The sequence below is a fragment of the Nonomuraea sp. N2-4H genome (assembly GCF_045291505.1).
GTDB classification, from domain to species: Bacteria; Actinomycetota; Actinomycetes; order Streptosporangiales; family Streptosporangiaceae; genus Nonomuraea; species Nonomuraea fastidiosa.
In genome coordinates this window covers 3,435,038-3,456,030 of record NZ_CP147987.1, presented here as the reverse complement: position 1 = coordinate 3,456,030, position 20,993 = coordinate 3,435,038, and the positions used below count along the sequence as shown (strand labels likewise).

At 73.3% G+C, this 20,993-nt stretch carries 18 protein-coding genes and 1 pseudogene; 11 read left to right on the top strand and 8 right to left on the bottom strand.

Translation table 11 applies throughout. From position 1 onward, the window contains the following. Nucleotides 1-2 precede the first annotated feature (2 nt). The 6 genes and pseudogenes from WBK31_RS16055 to WBK31_RS16030 all read left to right on the top strand — a co-directional run. Nucleotides 3-1,520, top strand: a complete 1,518-nt coding sequence (locus WBK31_RS16055; RefSeq protein ID WP_406675129.1) for an ABC transporter substrate-binding protein — start codon at nucleotides 3-5, stop codon at nucleotides 1,518-1,520. Further along, nucleotides 1,517-2,554, top strand: coding sequence for an ABC transporter permease (locus WBK31_RS16050; RefSeq protein ID WP_406675128.1), 1,038 nt, complete (start codon nucleotides 1,517-1,519; stop codon nucleotides 2,552-2,554). The genes WBK31_RS16055 and WBK31_RS16050 overlap by 4 nt, the downstream gene beginning before the upstream one ends. Beyond that, nucleotides 2,551-3,414, top strand: coding sequence for an ABC transporter permease (locus tag WBK31_RS16045; RefSeq protein WP_406675127.1), 864 nt, complete (start codon nucleotides 2,551-2,553; stop codon nucleotides 3,412-3,414). The genes WBK31_RS16050 and WBK31_RS16045 overlap by 4 nt, the downstream gene beginning before the upstream one ends. After that, nucleotides 3,398-4,273, top strand: a complete 876-nt coding sequence (locus tag WBK31_RS16040; RefSeq protein ID WP_406675126.1) for an ABC transporter ATP-binding protein — start codon at nucleotides 3,398-3,400, stop codon at nucleotides 4,271-4,273. Before WBK31_RS16045 ends, WBK31_RS16040 begins: the two co-directional genes overlap by 17 nt. Further along, a complete protein-coding gene (locus WBK31_RS16035; protein ID WP_406675125.1) occupies nucleotides 4,270-5,910 on the top strand; it encodes an ATP-binding cassette domain-containing protein in 1,641 nt (546 codons plus the stop codon). The genes WBK31_RS16040 and WBK31_RS16035 overlap by 4 nt, the downstream gene beginning before the upstream one ends. Nucleotides 5,911-5,972: 62 nt before the next feature. Continuing rightward, nucleotides 5,973-7,442, top strand: a pseudogene (locus tag WBK31_RS16030) (BTAD domain-containing putative transcriptional regulator); the annotation flags it as partial. Nucleotides 7,443-9,119: 1,677 nt separating this feature from the next. Here the strand turns inward: WBK31_RS16030 and WBK31_RS16025 are convergent. Together WBK31_RS16025 and WBK31_RS16020 are read right to left on the bottom strand one after the other, a co-directional pair. After that, the gene (locus WBK31_RS16025; RefSeq protein WP_364051506.1) at nucleotides 9,120-9,959 is read right to left on the bottom strand and encodes an ABC transporter permease; all 840 of its coding nucleotides are present in this window, start codon (nucleotides 9,957-9,959) and stop codon (nucleotides 9,120-9,122) included. After that, entirely contained in the window at nucleotides 9,956-10,948 is a 993-nt protein-coding gene (locus WBK31_RS16020) for an ATP-binding cassette domain-containing protein (RefSeq protein ID WP_406675124.1), read from the bottom strand. Before WBK31_RS16020 ends, WBK31_RS16025 begins: the two co-directional genes overlap by 4 nt. A gap of 147 nt (nucleotides 10,949-11,095) precedes the next feature. On the opposite strand from WBK31_RS16020, the gene WBK31_RS16015 reads away from it, so the two are divergent. Further along, the gene (locus tag WBK31_RS16015) at nucleotides 11,096-11,389 is read left to right on the top strand and encodes a DUF4287 domain-containing protein (protein ID WP_364051500.1); all 294 of its coding nucleotides are present in this window, start codon (nucleotides 11,096-11,098) and stop codon (nucleotides 11,387-11,389) included. Nucleotides 11,390-11,552: 163 nt separating this feature from the next. Further along, nucleotides 11,553-12,806, top strand: coding sequence for a P1 family peptidase (locus WBK31_RS16010; RefSeq protein ID WP_406675123.1), 1,254 nt, complete (start codon nucleotides 11,553-11,555; stop codon nucleotides 12,804-12,806). A 208-nt stretch (nucleotides 12,807-13,014) separates the two neighbouring features. Here WBK31_RS16010 and WBK31_RS16005 read toward each other — a convergent pair whose 3' ends face one another. Beyond that, the gene (locus WBK31_RS16005; RefSeq protein WP_364051494.1) at nucleotides 13,015-14,214 is read right to left on the bottom strand and encodes an MFS transporter; all 1,200 of its coding nucleotides are present in this window, start codon (nucleotides 14,212-14,214) and stop codon (nucleotides 13,015-13,017) included. 81 nt (nucleotides 14,215-14,295) lie between these two features. On the opposite strand from WBK31_RS16005, the gene WBK31_RS16000 reads away from it, so the two are divergent. Further along, entirely contained in the window at nucleotides 14,296-15,186 is an 891-nt protein-coding gene (locus WBK31_RS16000; RefSeq protein WP_406675122.1) for a LysR family transcriptional regulator, read from the top strand. A 13-nt stretch (nucleotides 15,187-15,199) separates the two neighbouring features. Next, entirely contained in the window at nucleotides 15,200-15,688 is a 489-nt protein-coding gene (locus tag WBK31_RS15995) for a hypothetical protein (protein WP_364051488.1), read from the top strand. A 32-nt stretch (nucleotides 15,689-15,720) separates the two neighbouring features. Here the strand turns inward: WBK31_RS15995 and WBK31_RS15990 are convergent, their stop codons facing one another. Further along, nucleotides 15,721-16,419 (bottom strand): MBL fold metallo-hydrolase, encoded by a 699-nt coding sequence (locus tag WBK31_RS15990; protein ID WP_378788839.1) that lies wholly within the window; start codon nucleotides 16,417-16,419, stop codon nucleotides 15,721-15,723. A 112-nt stretch (nucleotides 16,420-16,531) separates the two neighbouring features. On the opposite strand from WBK31_RS15990, the gene WBK31_RS15985 reads away from it, so the two are divergent. Next, complete coding sequence (locus WBK31_RS15985) at nucleotides 16,532-17,476, top strand: LysR family transcriptional regulator (RefSeq protein WP_364051482.1); 945 nt, start codon at nucleotides 16,532-16,534, stop codon at nucleotides 17,474-17,476. Between the two features lie 67 nt (nucleotides 17,477-17,543). On the opposite strand, the gene hemC is transcribed toward WBK31_RS15985, so the two are convergent. From hemC to WBK31_RS15965, 4 genes are all read right to left on the bottom strand, one after another. Continuing rightward, a complete protein-coding gene (gene hemC / locus WBK31_RS15980) occupies nucleotides 17,544-18,479 on the bottom strand; it encodes a hydroxymethylbilane synthase (protein WP_364051479.1) in 936 nt (311 codons plus the stop codon). 87 nt (nucleotides 18,480-18,566) lie between these two features. After that, nucleotides 18,567-19,241: a hypothetical protein gene (locus WBK31_RS15975; RefSeq protein ID WP_406675121.1), complete on the bottom strand. Its 675-nt coding sequence runs from the start codon at nucleotides 19,239-19,241 to the stop codon at nucleotides 18,567-18,569. 108 nt (nucleotides 19,242-19,349) lie between these two features. Then, the gene (locus WBK31_RS15970) at nucleotides 19,350-20,591 is read right to left on the bottom strand and encodes a PP2C family protein-serine/threonine phosphatase (RefSeq protein WP_406675120.1); all 1,242 of its coding nucleotides are present in this window, start codon (nucleotides 20,589-20,591) and stop codon (nucleotides 19,350-19,352) included. 87 nt (nucleotides 20,592-20,678) lie between these two features. Next, nucleotides 20,679-20,963, bottom strand: coding sequence for a hypothetical protein (locus WBK31_RS15965; protein ID WP_378790287.1), 285 nt, complete (start codon nucleotides 20,961-20,963; stop codon nucleotides 20,679-20,681). Nucleotides 20,964-20,993: the final 30 nt, after the last annotated feature.

The window sequence follows — 20,993 nt, the reverse complement described above, 5'->3', positions numbered from 1 at the left end:
CCGTGCGCAACCCCGCACTCAAGGTCGCCGGCATCGCCGCCGCGGTGACGCTCCTGCTCACCGGCTGCGTCTCCCAGGCGTCGATACGCCAGGACGCCGGCGGGCAGTCCGGCGACACCCTCACCTGGGGCTGGTCGCTGCCGTCCACCTGGGACCCGGTCACCTCCGCCGTCGGCAACGACGTCCACGCCCTCACCCTCGTCTACGAGGGGATCACCGAGGTGGACGAGAACGGCGAGGCCAGACCGGGACTCGCCGAGTCGTGGACGTACGCGGGCGACGGCCGCTCGGTCACCTTCCACCTGCGCCCCGGCCTGACCTTCTCCGACGGCACCAATCTCGACGCCACCGCCGTTAAGGCCAGCCTGGAGCGCGGCAAGACCGCCAAGGACTCCACGATCGCCCCGCAGCTCGCCACCATCGAGCGCATCACCGCCGACAGCGAGACCGACGTGACCCTCCACCTCAACCAGGTGGACTACCAGATCCCGCTGCTGCTGGCGGGCAAGACCGGGCAGGTCGTCAGCCCCGCGGCGGCGAAGGACCCGGCCAGGCTGGCCACCCGGCCGGTCGGCGCGGGACCGTTCATCCTCACCGGCTACGTGCCCGGCTCGCAGGCCACGCTGGTGAAGAACCCGGACTTCTGGAACGCCGACCAGATCCACATCGCCAACTTCGTGCTCAAACCGGCCCCCGACCCGTCGGTCGCGGTCGCCGGCCTGCAATCGGGGCAGTACGACGTCGCCGACCTCACCGCCGCCCAGGTCGCCGGCGTCAAGGCCGCGGGCTTCCCCGTGCTGACCACCGACGTGCTGCCGGTCCGCGTCCTCGACGTGAACAACACGGTCAAGCCGTTCGACAACCCCAAGGTCGTCGAGGCCATCAGCACCGCGATCGACCGGCGGGCACTCGTCGAGACCGCCAACTTCGGCTACGGCGAGCCCGCCTGGCAGCCGTTCCCCAAGGGCTACGTCGCCTACAACCCCGAGCTGGAGAACCTCTACCCGCACGACGTGGCCAAGGCCAGACGGCTGCTGGCCGAGGCCGGCTACCCCGACGGCGTGGACGTCCAGCTCGCGCTCAACAGGGCCGACGACCCCGTGGGCGAGCTGATCCAGCAGCAGCTCAACGCCGCCGGCATCCGCACGAAGCTCACCGTCATGACGCCGGGCGTCAACAACTACATCACCCGCAGGCACCCGTTCGTGCTCGACCAGTTCAACGCCCGCCAGTCGCCGGTGCAGGCGCTGCAGGTGCTGTTCGGCCCCGAGGGCCTGATGAACCTCGGTAAGACCACACCCAAGGAGCTGCCCGCCGCCGTCGCCAAGGCCGGCGGGTACGCCCTCGACGACCCCGCCTACCCGGCCGCCATCCAGAAGGCCACCAAGATCGCGGTGACGAACATGCCCAACGTCTTCCTGTTCACGGTGACCCGCTTCACCGCGCACAGCCCCAAGGTGCAGGGCCTGCGCAACTGGGTGGACATCCAGCGGTTCGAGGTCGTCCGGGTGACCACGTGACCGCTCTCGACCTGCGCGATCGCGCGGCCCCTCCGAGCACGGCCCCGGCGTCCTCCCGGCCGGGGCCGGCCGCGCTGCTGCTCAGGGCGGCCGCCGCCCTGAGCAGGGGGCTGTTCATCGCGGTGCCCGTCATGCTCGTCTCCACCTTCATCACGTTCATGCTGGGCGGGCTCACCGAGCAGGATCCCGCCTCGGTCGTGCTCGGCGACTCCGCCACCCCCGCCGACGTGCAGCGCATGCGCGAGGCGTTCGGGCTCGACCGGCCGCTGCTGCTGCGCTACGTGACGTGGCTGTGGAACGCCCTGCACGGCGACCTCGGCGCCTCCTGGTTCACCAAGATCCCGGTGGCGCAGAGCATCGCCGAGCGGCTGCCCGTCAGCCTGTCGGTGGCCGCCGGGGCGCTGCTCATCGCCGTCGTGCTCGGCGGCGTCTTCGGCACGCTCGCCGCCGTACGCCAGGGCGGCCTGCTGGACCGCACGGTCACCGTCGTCACCTCCGTGCTGGCGACCGTCCCCGGCTTCGTCGCCGCGGTCGCGCTCATCACGGTGTTCGCGCTGATCGTGCCGGTGCTGCCGGCGGGCGGCTGGGCACCTCCGTCCGCCGGCCTCGGCACCTGGGCGAGCTTCCTGCTGCTGCCCAGCCTGGCGCTCAGCCTCGACGCCGCCGCCGACGTCGCCCGCCAGCTGCGCACCGGCCTGGCCGGCACCCTGCACGAGAACTACATCGTCGGCGCCCGCATGCGCGGACTGCCCGGCCGCCGGGTCGTGCTCGTCCACGCGCTGCGCAACGGCGCCGGACCCGCGGTCGCCGTGCTCGGCATGCACGTGCCCCGGCTCATCGGCGGGGCCGTCATCACCGAGACCGTGTTCGCGCTGCCCGGCATCGGCGAGCTGACCAAGTCCGCCGCGCTGAGCGGTGACGTGCCCGTCGTCCAAGGGGCGCTGCTCGTCACGATCGCGGTCGTGCTGGTCTCCTCCGCGATCGTCAACGTCCTGCTGGTCAAGCTCCGGCCGGCCGCCAGGAGGGAGCTATGAAGGCCATCACCGACGCCCTGCGCACCCGCGCGGGCGCCGTCGCGGCGATTGTGCTCGCGGCCGTGCTCGTCCTCGCCGTGACCGGGCCGTTCCTCGCGCCGTACGACGCGCTGAAGAACAGCGCCGACATCCTCCAGCCGCCCAGCGCCCAGCACTGGTTCGGCACCGACTACCTCGGCCGCGACGTGCTCAGCCGGGTGCTGGCCGGCGCGCCCGCCTCGGTGTTCACCGCCTTCGAGGCCGTCGCCATCGGGCTCGTCATCGGCGTCGTGCCCGGCATCACCTCGGTCTACCTCGGCCGCGCCTACGAGTGGATCACGCTGCGCATCATGGACGGGCTCATCGCGCTGCCCTTCCTGATCTTCGCGATCGCGGTCGCCGCGCTGCTCGGCAACGCCGTCCACCAGGCGATGGTCGCCGTCGGCATCCTCCTCGCGCCGTCGTTCTACCGCATCACCAGAGCCGCCGCGCTCAGCCACGCGGGCGCCCAGTACGTCACCGCCGCGCAGCTCTTCGGCGCCTCCGCCTGGCGGGTGCTGCGCACCCACGTGTGGCCGAAGATCGTGCCGACGCTCGTCGTGACCACCGCGAACGCCACCGCCTCCGCACTGCTCATCGTCTCGTCGCTGACCTTCCTCGGCATCGGCGTCGTGCCGCCCGAGCCCACCTGGGGCGGCATCGTCGCCGGCGACCTCGGCTACCTGGCGCAGCGGCCGTACGGGCCGGTGTTCCCCTCGCTGTTCATCATGGCGACCGTCGGCGCGCTCAACCTGCTCGCCGACGGCATCAGGGACGCCGGCGGCGACCGGGGCCGGGCCAGGACACTCATGAGAGGAGCCCGCCGTGTCCGCCTCACCTGACTTCGCGACCGCCGTCCGCCCATCCGCCGGCGATGGGGCGGGCCGCGAGCCGCTGCTGTCGGTACGCGGCCTGCGCGTCAGCGTCGCCGACGGCACCGAGGTCGTGCACGGCGTGGACCTCGGCGTGCCGCGCGGCTCGGCCGCCGGGCTGGTCGGCGAGTCCGGCAGCGGCAAGACCCTGACCTGCCGCGCCGTGCTCGGCCTGCTGCCCGCCGGCGTCCAGGTCACCGGCGGGCAGATCGCCTTCGACGGCGCCGAGCTGACCGCGCTGCCCGACGCCGAGCGAGCGCGGCTGCGCGGCACCGGAATCGCCGCTGTCTTCCAGGACCCCGCCTCCTACCTCAACCCCTCGATCACCGTCGGCGAGCAGCTCGCCGAGGTGCTGCGCGTCAAGGTCGGGCTCGGCCGCCGCGCCGCCCGCGAACGCGCCGTGGAGCTGCTGCACGCCATGGGGCTGCGCCGCCCCGAGTACGTCTACACGCAGTACCCCTTCGAGCTGTCCGGTGGCATGCTGCAGCGCGTCCTGATCGCCATGGCGATCAGCGCCGACCCCGAGCTGCTCATCGCCGACGAGGCCACCACCGCGCTCGACGTGACCGTGCAGGCCGAGGTGCTGGAGCTGCTGTCGGAGCTGCGCCGCGACCGCGGGCTCACGCTCATCGTCGTCTCCCACGACCTCGCCGTCATCGCGCAGACCTGCGACACGGTCCACGTGTTCCGCGACGGCGCCGTGGTCGAGTCAGGCCCGACCCGGCGGGTGCTGCGCGCGCCGCGCCACCCGTACACGCGGCAGCTCATCGACGCCCACGAGCGCTTCGGCATCGACCGGGTGCGCGAACAGCGAAGGAGCCCCCGATGACCGCGCTGCTCGACGTACGCGGCCTGCGCGTCTCGCTCGGCCGCGGCCGCGCGCGCACCGAGATCCTGCACGGCGCCGATCTCACCGTGGCGCCCGGCGAGATCGTCGGGCTGATCGGCGAGACCGGCTCCGGCAAGACCACGCTCGCCAGGGCCGTGCTCGGCCTGGTGCCGCCGAGCGCCGGCACCGTCGCGATCGACGGGCGCGAGGTGAGCGGGCTGCGCGGCCGCGAGCTGCGCGCCTTCCGCCGCGGCGGCGCCGTCCAGTACGTCTTCCAGGACCCGCTGCGCAGCCTCGACCCCGACCGCACCGTGGCCGACACCCTGGTCGAGGGCCTCGCCGTACGCGGCGGGCGCGGCCGCGCCGAGCTCCGCGCGGCCGCCGAGGAGGCGGCGCGGCACGTCTCACTCCCGCCCGACCTGCTGCCCAGGTACCCGGGCGAGCTGTCGGGCGGCCAGCGGCAGCGGGTCGCGATCGGGCGCGCCATCGCGGTCGATCCCCGGCTGCTGATCTGCGACGAGCCGGTCAGCGCACTCGACGCCTCGACCCGCATCACCATCCTGGAGCTGCTGCTGCGGCTGCGCGAGACGCGCGGCCTCGGCGTGCTGCTGATCACCCACGACCTCGGCTCGCTGGGCGGCGTCGCGGACCGCGTCGTCGTGCTCTACCACGGGCAGGTGGTGGAGACCGGCACCACCGAGGAGATCCTCCTCGCCCCGCGCCACCCCTACACGCGGCTGCTGGTGACGTCCGTGCCGTCGATCACCGACGATCAGCCGCCCGACCCCGCCGCCCGCCGCCCGCCGCGCGCTGCGCGAGCAGGTACGCGCCCTCGCCGACCTCCCTCGAACGTCTGGAGCATGAGCATGACGCACAGTGGCGACCACCACGCCCCCGAAGGGCTGCGTACCAGGGGCACGGTCATCGTCGTGCCCGGCCGTGGCGAGACCCGCGCCACCTACGCCCGCCTCGGCGCGCGGCTCGCCTACGACGCCTACCGGGTGCGGGTCATCGGCCCGCCCGCCGCCGGTCCCACCGCGGCGACCGTCCTGGACGATCTGGCCGCCCGGCTGACCGGGGCCGTCGAGGGCGTCGCCGCCGAGCGGCCGGAAGGGCTGCCGCGCCCGCTGGTGCTGGCCGGATCCGACCTGGGCGCCGCCGCCCTGTCCGCCCTCCTCGCCACCGCTTCCGGGACCTCGGCATGGTGGCCGGACGCGGTCGTGCTCGCGGGCCTGCCCGGCGCCGGGTCCCGGGCCGGCGGCGGCTGGGAGGACGAATTGGACGTCCGTACGCACTGTCCCACCCACCGCGGCGTGCTGACCGGCGACGCGTCCGTACGGCGCGGCGCGCTGGCCGACGCCCTGCCGCAGGACCTGCTGGACGCCGCCTACGCCGACGCCACCGGCATCCCCCACCTGCTGCTCGCCGGGCAGGCCGACCCGCTCGCCGACCACGACGCGCTCGCCCGGGCGGCCAAGGCGCTGCCGAGGGCGCGGCTGGTCAGCGTACGCGGCGCCCACCACGACGTGCTCAACGACCTGCAGCACCGCTCGGTCGCCGCGGAGATCGTCGCGTTCCTGGAAGCGCTGCGCGACGACCTGGTCCCCGCCGTCACCGTGGAGAGCAGCACCTGGTGACCCGCCGCGGGGGCGCCGCGCGATGATCAGCCTCACCGCGCCCGTCGCCCTAAGCTGTCGGTATGTCCCCCGCACTGGTCCTCCTCGACGGCGTGCGCTGGCACGGCGCCCGCGTGTCCGGCGACCGCGCCCACACGCTGCTCGCCGTGCTCGCCCTGCACGGCCGGGCGGGGGTCAGCGACGAACGGCTGGTCGAGGAGCTGTGGCCGGACGAGCCGCCGGCCAACCCCACCAAGGCGCTCCAGGTGGTCGTCTCGCGCACCAGGGCGGCGACCGCCGCCGACGTCATCGTCAGGACACCTCACGGCTACCGGCTCGGGCTGCCCGCATGCGAGGTGGACGTGCTGCTGCTCGGCGAGCTGGCCGAGCGGGCCCGCGACGCCCTCGCCGCGGGCGACACCGCGCTCGCGCACCGGCACGCGGGCGAGGCGCTGGCGATCACCGCCGCACTGCACGACACGAAAGGTCCTTCCGGCGCGCTCGCCGAGCTGCGCGCGACCGCCGCGACCTGGGCCGCCGAGGCCCGCAGGGTGGCGGCCGTCGCGCACTCGCGCGACGGCGCGCACCCCACCGCACTGCCGCTGCTCGAACAGGCCGCCGCCGACCGGCCGCACGACGAGGAGCTGCTGGCCTGCCTGCTGCGCAGCGAGGCCGCCGTACGCGGCACGCCCGCCGCACTCGAACGCTACGAGCGCCACCGCGCCGCCGTGGCCGCCCGCCTGGGCACCGACCCCGGCCCCGAGCTGGCCCGCGTCCACGCCGAACTGCTGGCCGCCGACCGGCCGGTACGCCAGGGCATCCAGTACGACGGCTCCACCCTGCTCGGCCGCGACGACGACATCCGCGCCGTGCAGGCCCTGCTGCACACCCACCGCGTGGTCTCCATCGTCGGTCCCGGCGGGCTGGGCAAGACCCGGTTGGCGCACGCCGTCGGCAGGAACGCCCCGCAACCCGTCGCCCACTTCGTCGAGCTGGTCGGCGTCTCCTCACCGGAGGGTGTGGTGGGCGAGGTCGGCTCGGCGCTCGGCGTACGCGACTCGGTCAGCGGGCGCCGCATCCTGACCTCCGAGCAGCGCTCCAACGTACGCGCCAGGATCGCCCAGCAGCTCTCCCAGACGCCCGCGCTGCTCATCCTCGACAACTGCGAGCACGTCATCGAGGCCGTCGCCGACCTGGTGGCGTTCCTCACCGTGACCACCCGCGACCTGCGCGTGCTCATCACCTCCCGCGCGCCGCTGTCCATCCCCGCCGAGCGCGTCTATCAGCTCGGCGAGCTGTCCACGCGGGACGCGGTCGAGCTGTTCCGCCAGCGCGCCGTCGCCGCCCGGCCGGACGTGCTGCTCGACGACGAGACGGTCGAGCGGGTCGTCGCCCGCCTTGACGGGCTGCCGCTGGCGATCGAGCTGGCCGCCGCCAAGGTGCGGGTGATGTCGGTGGCGGAGATCGCACGCCGCCTCGCCGACCGGTTCGCGCTGCTGCGCGGCGGCAACCGTACGGCGCCGGACCGGCATCGCACCCTGCACGCCGTCATCGACTGGTCGTGGAACCTGCTGGACGAGCCCGAACGCCGGGCGCTGCGCTGGATGTCGCTGTTCGGCGACGGCTTCACGCTCGCCGCCGCCGAGGCCGTGCTCGGTCCCGACGCCCTGCCCGCCGTGGACGCCCTGACTGAGCAGTCGATGCTGAGCGTCCGCGAGACCGCGTACGGCCTGCGCTACCGCATGCTGGAGACCGTCAGGGAGTTCGGGCGGATGCGGCTGAAGGAGGCGGGCGAGGAGGAGCCCGCCAAAAAGGCGCAGCGGGAGTGGGCGGCCTCCTACTCGCTCTTCCACGCCGCGCGCTTCTTCGGGCCGGAGGAGTTCGAGGCGACCGACGCGCTGCGCGCCGAGGAGGGCAACCTCGCCGACCTGCTGCGGCAGGCGCTCGCCGAGCCCGACCTGCCCACGCTGGTGCGGCTGCTGCCGGGTCTCGGCGGCATGTGGTCGATACGCGGCGACCACCAGCGCATCCTCGTGCACCGCGACGCGATCATCGCAACGTTCACGGGCTGGAGACCGCCGCCCGACCTGGTCGAGGAGACCAGGGTGGCGATGCTGATCACGCTCCAGAACATCATGATCCTCACCGACCGGCACGGGCACGCGCTGCTCGACCTGCTCCGCTCGCTGCCCGTCAGCGAGGCGACTCATCCCAGGGTCCTGGCGATGTGCCAGGTGCTGGACGCCTGGCACGGGCTCGACGCCCCCGGCATGCTGGCCCGGCTGTCGCAGCTGTCGCAAAGCCCCGACCGCGACGTGGCGATCGAGGCGGCCCGGCAACTCGCCCATGTCCTGGAGAACGCCGGTGACCTGGCCGGGGCCACCGCGGCCGCAGAACGCACCCTGGCGCTGCTGAACGAAGGCGACGAGGGGCAGTGGCAGAGCGCGATCATGCACGCCATGCTGGCCCAGCTCGTCATGCAGCTCGGCGACCGCAAGCGGGCTCTCGCGCACGCCCGGATCGCCGTACCGGTCCTGCAGCGCCTCGGCGCCTCCGACGACGAGGCGCAGCTCCGGGCCGTGCTGGTGACGTGCGCCATCGAAGACGGCGACCTCGAGCGCGCGGAGGCCGAGCTCGCCGCGATCGCCTACATCAACGACAACGAGCCGGTGATGGGCGGCGTGGCGACCGTCGCGCTGTGCTCCGCCGAGATCGCCCTGGCCAGAGGCGAGACGGACGCCGCGCTGGCCGCGTACCGGCGGGCCGTGCAGAGCGCGCGCGACCTGCAGCTGGCCGGCATGGGACCCGCTGAGGTCGCCCCATGGACGGTGGTGGCCGAGTCGGTGGCCCTGACCGCGCACGCCCGCCACGCGCGCGGGGACGGCGTCCGCTACGGCGAGCGGCTGTACGCCGACGTGATCGGTCACGACCTGCTCTTCGGCGACAACCCCATCCGCGACTACCCCATCTGCGGCTCGGCGCTCTTCGCCCTGGGCGCCTGGGGGCTGCTGCGCTCCGCCATGCCCGCGAAGACCGCGATCAGGATGCTGGTGCTGGCCGAGCGGTTCTCGTACATCGCCCTGCTGCCGAGCATGTCCATGGAGCGCATCGAGCCGCACGCGGAGCGGATCGCGCCGGGGACGCTCGCCGCGATACGCGCCGAGTACGGCACCCGCACCGGGCCCGACCTGCTGGACGAGGCACGCCTCCTCGTCCGGCAGGTGGCGGGCTCACAGGTGCCGCTTGTAGCTGCGCACCGACAGTGGCGCGAAGACCGCGATGACGATCAGGCCGGCGAGCACCGTCCAGGCCACCTCGCCGGAGACGACGGCGCTGTTGGCCAGGTCGCGGGCGGCCGTGACCAGGTGTGACACCGGGTTGACCGTCACGAACGCGGCCAGCCAGCCGGGCAGCGTCTCGACCGGGACGAACGCGTTCGACAGGAACGTCAGCGGAAACATGATCATCATGGAGATGCCCTGCACCGCCTGGGCGCTCCTGGCGATCGTGCCGACCCACGTGAAGATCCACGCCAGCGACCAGCCGGTGAAGATAGACAACACGATCGCGGCGAGCACGCCGCCCACGCCGCCGCCCGGCCGGTAGCCCATGAGCAGGCCCATGGAGAACGTCAGCGTGGCCGCGATCGTGTAGCGCAGCAGGTCGGCCACCATGGGACCGGCCAGCGGCGCGATCCTGGCGATCGGCAACGCCTTGAACCGGTCGAACACGCCCTTCTCCATGTCCTCGCGCAGCTGCGTACCGGTGGCCATGCAGGTCGTCAGCACGGTCTGGGCGAGGATGCCCGGAATCATCAGCGGCAGGTAGCTCTGCACGTCGCCCGCGATCGCGCCGCCGAAGATGTAGGCGAACATCGCGGTGAACAGGATCGGCTGCACCGCCACGTCGAAGAACTGCTCGGGGTTGCGGCGCATCTTCTTCAGCGCCCGCCACGCCATCGTCATCGTCTGGCGCACCGTCTCCGCCACGGTGACGCGCCGGCGGGTGGCGGCCACCCGGGCGGCGACGTCGATCCGCTCGCGGGCGGGTGCGATCGTGGTGGTGGTCATCGGCGGTCCTCCTTCGTCGTGTCGGCGTCCGTCTCGTGGCCGGTGAGCACCAGGAACACCTCGTCCAGGCTGGGCTTGGCCACGCTCACCGACGAGATCGACAGCCCGGCGGTGCGCAGCGCGATCAGCACCTCGGCCGCCATGTCGGCCTGCTCCAGCGCGACGTTCAGCCGGGCCTGCTTCGGGCTGAGCACCGGGTCGGAGCCCAGCACCCGCCGCACCACCTGGACCGCGTCCTGCACGTCGCCGGGGTCGGCCAGGTGCACCTGCAGGGTGGAGTCGCCGACCGCGGTCTTCAGCTCGTCCGGGGTGCCCTCGGCGACCTTGCGGCCGCGGTCGATGACCGCGATGCGGTCGGAGAGCTGGTCGGCCTCGTCCAGGTACTGGGTGGTCAGCAGCACCGTGCAGCCGTCGGCCACCAGCTCGCGGATGGTGTCCCACATCTGGCCGCGCGTACGCGGATCGAGCCCGGTGGTCGGCTCGTCCAGGAAGATCAGCGGCGGCCTGGTGATCAGGCTCGCCGCCAGGTCGAGGCGGCGCCGCATACCGCCGGAGAACTGCGCGATCGGCTTGTCCGCGGCGTCCTCCAGGCCGAACCTGCCCAGCAGGTCGTCGCCGACACGCCGGGCGCGCGGGCTCGGCAGGCCCTGGAGGCGGCCGAACAGCCACAGGTTCTCGCGGGCGGTCAGGTTCTCGTCGACGGAGGCGTACTGTCCGGTGACGCCGACGAGCTGGCGGATGACGTGCGGCTCGCGGGAGACGTCCACGCCGAAGATCTCGGCGCGGCCCTCGTCGATCGCCAGCAGCGTCGCCAGCATCCGCAGCGTGGTGGTCTTGCCCGCGCCGTTCGGGCCGAGAACGCCGAAGATCTCGCCGGTGCGTATGTCGAGGTCGATGCCGTCCACCGCGCGGTGGGTGCCGAACGCCTTCGCCAGCCCCTCCGCGCGGACGGCCACGACTGGGGGAGCGTCCAGATTCGTGATGCTCATGCACGCAACTGTCGGCGGCCCGGGTTTCACGCCGCCCTCGGCCGGGTTTCACGAGACCGCGGCCGTGTGAAACCAGGGGGCGCGGTTTTGTCGGTGGCGTCTGGCAGGGTGAGTCACGCTTGCCCCCGCTCGACCATGGAGGAAGACATGTCGTTCCAGGCGTACCTCGACAACATCGAGGAGAAGACCGGCCTGACGCCGCGGCAGTTCATCGCGCTTGCCAAGGAGCGGGGTTACGACGACCCGTCCGTGAAGGCGGGAGTGATCATCGACTGGCTCAAGGAGGACTACGGGCTGGGGCGAGGGCATGCGATGGCGCTCGTCCACGTGATCAAGAAGGGCCCGAAGATCGACGCCAAGCACGTGGGCGGCACGGGCTCGCACCGCGACGAGTCCGACACGCTGTGGCTCGACGGCAAAGCCACCCGCCCCACCGCCTGACCCTGACCGCCCGCCGGGCGCGCCGGCTCTCCGGTGGGCGGCACTCGCCGCCCTCGTTACCGCCGTCTCGGGCGGGCAGCGGGCGGTGGGGGTGGCGGTCGGCCAGGACCAGTACGAGCACCCTGATGCAGCCGGGCGGCGCGCTGCGGCGATACTGCTCGACGTGACACGACGCGACGACCACCCCGGCACGCCCGAACACCCGGCCGCCGCCTCGCCTCCGGCTCCGTCCGCGGCTTCGGCTCCGGGCGTGTCCGTGCCCCCGGCCGCCGCCCCGCCCTCGGCTGCGGGCGCGCCCGTGGGCCGGTCTGCGACTTCGGCCTCTCCCGCGTCCGGGGCTCCCTCCTCGTCTTCTGGCGCTTCCGGGGGGCCGTCCGCAGCCGCGGCTGCGGATCCGAGCGGGCGGGCACGGGCGCGAGAGCTGGGCGTCGTCGTCGGAAGGCTGCCCACCGGGCCGCTCAACGCGATCACCGACGTCGAAGGCGTCCTGGTCGGCCACACCACGATCGACGACGGCGCCGACCTCCACACCGGGGTCACCGCGATCGTGCCGGAGCAGCTGTTCAGCACCTGGCGGCTGCCCGCTGCCGTGCACGTCGGCAACGGCTACGGCAAGCTCATCGGCTCCACCCAGATCGACGAGCTCGGCGTCCTGGAGTCGCCCATCGTGCTGACCGGCACGCTGTCGGTCTACCGGGCGGCCGACGCGCTGCTGTCGTACGTGATGCGGCGCCGCCCCGACGGCCTGTCGTTCAACTGCGTGGCGGGGGAGACCAACGACGGTTACCTGTCCGACATCCGGCGGCGGCCGATCACCGAGCGGCACGTGCTCGACGCGCTCGAAGGCGCGAGCGGCGGCCAGCCCGGCGAGGGATGCGTGGGCGCGGGCACCGGGACGACCGCGCTCGGCTTCAAGGCCGGTATCGGCACCTCGTCACGGCGGCTGGAGGTCGAGGGCGGCGTCCCGGTCACGACGGGAGCGCTCGTCCAGGCGAACTTCGGCGGCGTACTGACCGTCCAGGGCGTCCCGATGCCGGCCGCCGAGCTGATCCCAGGAGCCGACGGCGCCGAGCCGCCGGGCAACTCCTGCATGATCGTGGTCGCCACCGACGCCCCGCTCGACGCCGCCGGCTCGGCCGCCTGGCTCGCCGGGCGATCTTCGCGATGGGGCGGGTGGGCGTCGTACTCGCACGGCAGCGGCGACTACGCGATCGCCTTCAGCACCGCGCCGCCCCAAGTCCCGCTCCTGCCCGACGAGGCGCTCACCCCGGTGTTCGCCGCCGTCATGGACGCCGTCGAGGAAGCCCTGCTCAACGCCCTGTTCAAGGCCACGACCACCACGGGATACCAGGGCCACGTCAGCCACGCCGTCCCCTACGACCGCCTCTTGCATCGCCTCCATCGTCAGCGCCCCTGATCGGGCCGTGGGCTTCCCGCGTGCTCTCTCGCCCGGCTCCGGTGCCGTCCCCATCGCGAGCGCCCCTGAGCGAGCCCCCGGGCGTCTCCTGTACCGCCGCGCCTCGCGTGCGACGCTGATCAGCCCTCCCCGTCCGGCCGCTCCTTAGCGCGCGGGAACGGCCGTGACCGCGGGTGGACGTCGCCATCGACGGCACACCCTGAGCGTGTCAGGCGCGCGTCGCCGGCCGGGAGGACAGGACGAGGAGGAGGGCGCCTGCGGTCAGCGCGATGCCGAACCAGACGACGCTGGTCACCCCCAGCCCGTCCGCGAACAGCCCGCCGACGAGCGCCCCCAGCGCGATGGAGGTGTTGTACGCCATCGTGTTGAGCGACATCGCGGCCTCGAACGTCTCAGGAGCGGCCGCCTGCGTCATCGTGACCTGGCTGAGCTGCACGATGCCGAAGGTGACACCCCACAGGATCAGCGTGACCACCGCACCCGCCTGCGTCTGCCCGAGGGTGAGCAGCAACAGCAGGGACGCCACGAGCCCGGCCGACCCGCCGATGAAGCCGCGCCGCGCGTTCCTGGCCACGATGGGCCCGGCGACGAGGTTGCCCACCGCGCCGCCGACGCCGTACGCCATGAGCAGGATCGTCACGAACAGCGGCGTGGCGGCGGCGTGCTCCTCCAGGTAGGGCCGGACGAAGGTGTACGCGCCGAAGTGCCCCAGCACGAACAGCACGACGGCCGTCAGCACCAGCCGCAGCGGCCCGTTCCGCAGCGGAAGACGGAACACCTCGCGCGCCGAGACCGCGTTGTCCGACGGCAGCGACGGAATGAGGACGGCGACCGCGACGAGCACCAGCGCGCTGAGCCCGCCCCAGATGAGGAACGTGGTCCGCCAGTCCGTCAGGCTCTCCAGCGTGGTGCCCAAGGGGATGCCGGCCACCGCGCCGATGGAGATGCCCGACATCACCACGGCGGCGGCCCGGCTCGCGTGCCGTTCCGGCACCAGCCGCATCGCCATGGCCACGCCGATCCCCCAGAACGTGCCGCTGGCGAACCCCATCACCAGCCGCGTGGTCAGCACCAGCGGGAAGTTCGCCGACACGGACGTGATCACGTTCCCCAGCGTCAGCACCACGAGCAGCGCGGCCAGCAGCGTCCGCCGGTTGACGCGCCTGGTCCACGCCACGATGAACGGCACGCCCAACCCCGCGGAAACCCCCATCAACGTCACCATCAGTCCCGCAGTGCCCACGGAGATGCCGAGGCCGGCGCTGATGGGGGTGAGCAGGCCGACCGGCATCAGCTCGGTGGTGAGGAAGACGAACAGGCTGGCGGTGATCGCCGCGACACCGAGCCACGGCCTGACCTGGGATGGCCGCTCTTGCCGAGCGGCACGACTCGCTTGGTTCACAGTCATGCGTTCCAGCGTGGTGGAACACCGATCAATGAGTCCAACACATACTTTTCATCGTGATCGATCGTGATTCATGATAGATGGGTGGAACTTCAGCAGTTGAGGTACGTCGTCGCGGTCGCCGAGACCATGAACTTCACCCGCGCCGCCGAGCGCTGCCGTGTCGTACAGTCGGCGCTCAGCCACCAGATCGCCGCCCTCGAACGCGAGCTGGGCGCCCGTCTGTTCGAGCGGACCAGCCGCAGGGTCCGGCTGACGGCCGCGGGCGAGGCCTTCCTTCCGGCCGCCCGCGAATGCCTGGAGGCCGCCGACCGCGCGCGGGCCGAGGTGGCGGCGGCCGGCGGCGAGATCCTCGGCCGGCTGGCCGTCGGCGCCATCCCCACGGTGACCGCGCTCGACCTGCCGGTGGAGCTGCGCGAGTTCCGCCGCCGCCATCCCCGCGTCCGCATCACGCTCACCTCGGCGGGCAGCGACCCGCTCATCGAACGGGTCCGGCAGGGCGCCATGGACGTCGCGTTCCTCGGCCTGCCGCCCCGCACCGAGCCGAAGGGGGTGCGCAGCCGCCGGCTGGGCGGCGGCGAACTGGTCGCCGTGGTGGCCCCCGACCATCCCCGTACGGAGCGGGAGGCGGATCTGCGGAGCCTGGCGGACGAGCCGTTCATCGACTTCCGCGCCGGCGCGGCCGGACGGGTGCAGTCTGACGAGGCGTTCGCGGCGGCCGGGGTGCGGCGCGAGGTGCCGTTCGAGGTGTCGTCCGCGGACTTCATGGTCGATCTGGTACGCCAGGGGCTCGGCGTGGGCATGCTGCCCGCCGCGTACGCCCCCCGCTTCCCCGACCTGCGCGTCATCCGCCTGCGCGACGACCCCACCCGCGTTGAGCACCTCATCTGGCACGACCCGCCGTCCCCGGCCGCCAAGGCGTTCCTGGACCAGATCGGCGGCGATCGGCGGGAGGAGGGACCCGCGGCCGTGTGAGATCATCACGGCCATGAGTCCCGACAAGAGCCCTGACGGCGGCAGGACCGGCATCGGCGACATGGTGGCGGAGCTGATCGGCTTCTGGACGTTCGGCCCCGAGCCCCACGCCTCCGAGCACAACGTCCGCTACCACCCCGTCAAGCTCGTCATCTGGACGATTGTGGCGATCGGCGTCTCGGCCGCCGTCTCCGCGGTGCGGCTCGCGCTCTTCGGCGAGCCGAGGGCGGGCTGGGCGGTGGCGCTGTTCCCGCTGGTGCCGCCGCTCACCGGAGCGCTGGCGCACCGGCCGCCCCGCTACGTGCCCGCCCTGGTGGCGGGGATCGCGGCCGGCCTGGTCACGGCCCTGATGATCGGGATCGACCTCGGCACGTCCCTCAGCTCGTTCTGGACGGGCTTCGCCGGCATGAGCGCCGGGTTCCTGGCCTGCTCGGTGGTCTTCGCGGCCGTCACGTGGCCGCGCCCCACCCCGCTGGAGGACGCCGAGGACTTCAGCGGCTGAAGCGCCGGTCGGGCGGTGCTCCACCGCGCCGGTCAGACGGCGATCGCCCCTGACGCCGCCGCGAGCGCGGCGCGGGCGCCGGTGATGGGTGCGCCGTGACCGACGCAGGCCAGGTCGGCGTCCACGTCCGCGAGCCGGAGGAACGATCGCAGCGCCGCCGCGCGGTCCCGGTGAAAGACGCCGGGCGTGACCTGCCCGTTCACGTGCGCGACCGTGTCGCCGGTGAACAGCACACCGAAGCGCGGCAGGTACAGCGCGATGCTGCCGTCGGTGTGGCCGGGCTGGTGGAGGACGTGCGCGCCGCCGCCGAAGTCGATGACGTCCCCGTCCTTCAGCTCCTGGTCCACCCGGCACGGCGGTGCGGCGGGCAGCAGGTGCGCGCCGAGGTCGCGGTGCAGATCCCGCTCCTCGTCGGTGAGGTCCAGCGGGGGCACGGGGACGTCGCCGCGGATCACCGGCGCGTCCTGCCAGTGAGCCATGACGCTGACCTCGCCCCACCCGCTGATCTCGGCTGCCCCGCCGCTGTGGTCTTCGTGGTGATGGGTGAGCACCACGCGCCTGACGTCGCCTTTGCGCATGCCCAGCTCCTCGATCGCGGCGGCGATCTCCGCCGCCGAGGTGGCGATGCCGGTGTCCACGACAGTGAGCTCGCCCCCGTCGTTCCACAGGTACGCCTGGCCGAACTCCAGCAGCAGCAGGTGCAGCTCAGGACGCACCTCGATGATCTTCACGTGCCACTCCTTCCTGATCGCGCAGACCAGCAAAGCGGGCGGCCGTGTCCGCCGTCCAACAACGATCCGCCGCCGATTGACAACCGCTGGGCGATGATCACAGGCTCTCAGCGTGGAACCGGACATCGAGGGCATGCGGGCGTTCGTCGTCACCGCCGAGGAACTGCACTTCGGCCGTGCCGCCGCCCGCCTCTACCTCACCCAGCAGGCGCTGTCGAAGCGGGTGCGCCGCCTGGAGGAGGCGCTGGCGGCGCCGCTGTTCACCCGCACTACCCGGGCGGTGGAGCTGACCGAGGCGGGCCGGCGGCTGCTGCCCAAGGCGCGGGCGGCGGTGTCGGCGTTCGACCTGGCGGTACGTGAGGTGCGCGACGGAGGCGAGCCGCTGCGCGTGGACGTCTACGACGAGCGGTTCACGCCGCTGCGGATGATCCGCCAGGCCAGCGAGCTCGATCCCCGCCTGCGGGTCGAGCTCAGCATGCGCCAGGGGCTGTCGGTGGCGTTGCCCGCCCTGCGGCGCCAGGAGATCGATGCCGCCTTCGGCCGCGTCCACGACACCCCCGCCCCTTGGCCGGGCGAACTGCTGCACCGGCTCGTGCACCTGGAGCCGCTGGTCGCCTACGTCCCTGAAGACCATGCCCTGGCCGGCAGGGACGTGCTGCGGCCCGCCGACCTGCGGCCCGCGGGCATCGCGATGCCCGACCCCGCGGGCGCGGTGGAATGGCGCGGCTACCTGACGTGGCTGGCCCGGCGGCTCGGCGTGCCGCTGCGCTTCAACCCGCCCGCGATCGGCCTGCGGCACCTGGTGGAGCAGTTCCTGGCGGAGAAGGAGGCGGTGGGGCTCGGGGAGAAGAGCATCGACGCCTCGGGCAGCGGGCTGCGCCGTATCCCGATCGTCGAGCCCGAGCCGCTCATGCCGTGGTCGCTCGTCTGGCACCGCCGCAACCCGAGCCCGCTGCTGCGCACGCTGCTGCGCCACCTGCGCCCCCGCCGGCTGCCACCCGCCTCCGACCGCACAGTGTGGGTACCCGACATCGACCGCCTGCCCCCTCCCTCCTGACGAGGGCGGGCACGTGGCTCAGCCGGCTGCGGGCTGAGCGCCCTGCTCGCGATCAGCGGGCGGCCGCTCAGTGGGGGATCGCGTCGATGACCTCGCGGGCGCCCTGCCGCAGCAGGGCGACGGCGACCGAGGTGCCGAGGGTGGCCGGGTCGAGAGGGCCGGCCCACTCGTGGGCGTCGAGGACCGTCTTGCCGTCGGGGGAGAACACCCGGGCGCGCAGCGACAGCCGGCCGTCGCGCTCGGCGCGGGCGTACCCGGCGATGGGGCTGTTGCAGTGGCCCTGCAGGACGTGGAGCAGCATGCGCTCGGCGGTGATCTCCCGCCAGGTGGGCGGGTGGCCGAGGCCGGCGACGGCGTCGATGGTCGCGGTGTCGTCCTCGCGGCACTGCAGGGCGAGCACCCCCGCGCCGATCGGCGGGCACATGGTCTCCAGCGACAGGATCTCGCTGATGCGGTCGCGCAGCCCGATGCGTTCCAGGCCGGAGACGGCGAGCAGCAGGGCGTCGGCCTCGCCCGCGTCGAGCTTGGCCAGGCGGCTGTTGGCGTTGCCGCGGATCGGCACGCAGCGCAGGTGCGGGTGGGAGGCGGCGAGCTGGGCGACCCGGCGTACGGACGAGGTGCCGATGCGGGTGCCGTCGGGCAGCTCGTCCAGCGTGAGGCCGCCGGGGTGGACGAGGGCGTCGCGCAGGTCGTCGCGCTTGAGGTGGGCGGCGAACACCGTCCCGGCCGGCAGCGGCCGGTCGGCGGGGATGTCCTTCATGCAGTGGACCGCCAGGTCGGCCCGCCCGGTCAGCAGCGCCTCGTCCACCTCCTTGGTGAACGCGCCCTTGCCGCCCAGCTCCGACAGCGCCCCCTGCCACCTGTCCCCGGACGTCGTCACCGGCACCACCTCGGTGCGGATGCCGGGATGCAGCGCGGCCAACTCGCCGCGTACGCGCTCGACCTGGGCGAGCGCCATGGGTGACGAGCGGGTGGCGATGCGGATGAGCTCGGGTACGGCCATCCGCCGATCGTAGACTGTCGGCCCGCGGACCGGACCCGCTTTGCCGATGTCCGGGCATCCGATTAAGGACGGCCGTGGCGGCGGGCGCTACAGCGGATCGCGGGGTGCTGGAGATGATGACGGCGCTGGGCCGGGCGTCGCTGGACTGGCTGCGCGAGCGGTGGTGACCCCGCCCGGGCGCAGGCGTTCCAGCTCGGCCGCGCGGCGCAGGTCCTTGGGACGGCCCAGGGTGCGGCGCATCAGGATGAGGTCGTCGAGGCAGGCGTAGTGCACGGTGAGGCCGTCCGGACCGGTCGCGGTGAGCGCGCGGTCCAGGAAGCCCGGCACATGCAGGTCGCCCCACGGCAGCGCCGGGGTGCAGCAGTCGCCGCCCGCCCCGGGCGCGGTGAACGCCACCTTCGGCCGCAGGAACGACTTCGGCTCCAGCGGCAGCCCGCCGCCCAGCCGCGCCCCGATCGAGGCGAACGCGGCCGCCACGGCGGGAGCGTGCGCGGGCGAGCCGTCCCAGAGCAGGTCGAGGTCGCCGGTCAGCTCCGCCGAGCCGTGCATGATGCCCGCGACCTGCCCGATCACCACCGCCCTGACCCCGTGCCGGTGCAGCGCCTCGAGCAGCGGGAACGGGTCGAAGCCGAGCGCGCCGTCGGTGCCGATCGTGCCGACGTCGTCATCGGCGTCCTCATGGCTCAGGCCGGTGCTCTCACGGCGGGTCTCACGGGTACGGCGGGCGGCGGCGCGAAGGCGTTCCAGCGGATCGTCGATCATCCGAAGCATGTAACACCGGCGGAGCGTTCGGCGCACCCTGCCTGCCGCCCGGTCAGCACGTGTCCGATGCCCGGGTCGGCGCCGTCAGGTCAGCGCGCCGGCACGGCGTCACGGCACCAGCCGGTAGCGGTGCCGCGACGGCTTCCACTCCACGGTCATCACGGTCGCGTCGTCCTGCAGCCGTCCGCCCTGGTGGGCCAGGATCGCCTGGATGAGCCGCCGCAGCGTCTCGGGTGCCGCCAGCCCGTCGGCCTCCCGTTTGACGACGAAGTCGATGAAGCGGTCAAGCCCGAACTCCTCGCCGTCCGGGCTCTTGGCCTCGATGATCCCGTCGGTGTAGAGCAGCAGCCGGTCGCCGGGTTCGAGCTGGAAGCGCAGCTCGCCGGTCGTCCCGCCCAGCCCGAGCCCCATCGGCGGGTCGGGGGTGCTCGACAGCGTGGCCACCAGCCGGCCGCCGCGCAGCACCAGCGGCGGGTGGTGGCCGCGGTTCACCCAGGTCAGCACGCCCGTACGCAGGTCGAGCGCGGCCAGTATCCCGGTGGCGAAACGCCCCTCGAACTCGCCGCCGATCGCCTCGTCCACCGCCTGTGCGGTCTCGGCCAGGCTCCTGCCCTGCCTGCGGTGGTTACGCGAGGCGCCCATCGCGAGCGTGGCCGTCAGACCGGCGGAGGTGTCGTGGCCCATGGAGTCGTAGATCGACAGGTGCAACGTGTGGCCGTCGATCGCGTAGTCGTACGTGTCGCCGCCCATCGCGTACGCGGGCTCCAGCGTCGCGCTGACCACCACGTCGTCGTTGGCGAACGTGCCGGGCGGCAGCAGGTTCCACAGCACCTCGGCCGACAGCGTCAGAGGATGGGCGCGTACCAGCCGCGCACACGAGTCGCTGTGCGGGCGCTTGCTCACCACCAGCAGCGCCACCAGCGACGCCAGAGCCTTGACCCGCTCCTCGACCGGCTCGCCGTCGTGCGGCGCGGTCAGGCCCAGCGTGCCGATCCGCTCGGCGCCGTCGAGCAGGGGCGTCCACATCCGGTACGGCCCGTCGTCGCCCACGCGCGACCTCACCAGCGACACCGACTGGAACGCCCGCCCCGGCAGCGTCCCGTCGATCTTGATCGTTGGCAGTGGGCCGCCGGAGGCGTCCTGCTGGCCCGGCAGCGGCACGAGGAGCAGGTGCTGCAGGTCGGTCACGTAGATCGCGAGGTCGGAGAAGCCTTCGAGCCGCGCGTGCTCGGCGACCAGGGCCGGCATCTCCTCCATGCCGGCCAGGTGCATGGCGGTGAGCAGGCCGTCGAGTGCCCGCTCACCGGCGCTGCGCAGGTCGCCGGTTGCCTGTTCGCCGTCGTCTCGCACGCCGTCCCCCTTCCGGCCGCCTCACTCCTCCCGTCCCTACCCGGGAGCGTCGCGCGTATCGGTGCGGGAGGGACGGCGGTGGAGGGGTCAGCGGGCCGTGGTGAAGCGGCCGAGCAGCTCGTCCACGGCGGCGAAGTCCGCGACCACGTCGGCGGCCGGGCGCTCGCGCCGCACCGTGCCCACCGCCTGCCCCGCGTACACGTAGGCGGTGTCGTAGTCGCGTCCGGCCCGCGCCGCCTGCAGCTCGGCCCGCGCCCCCGCGTTGCGGGCCAGCTCGTCCTCGCGGCCCTTCCACCGGTCGTAGAAGGCGTTGCGCAGCGCCCGGCCGCCGTACTCGGGCGGCCACGCCAGCCCTTGCGCGACGTCGAACACCCGCCCGTAGGCGGTGCCGGTCTCCCCGGT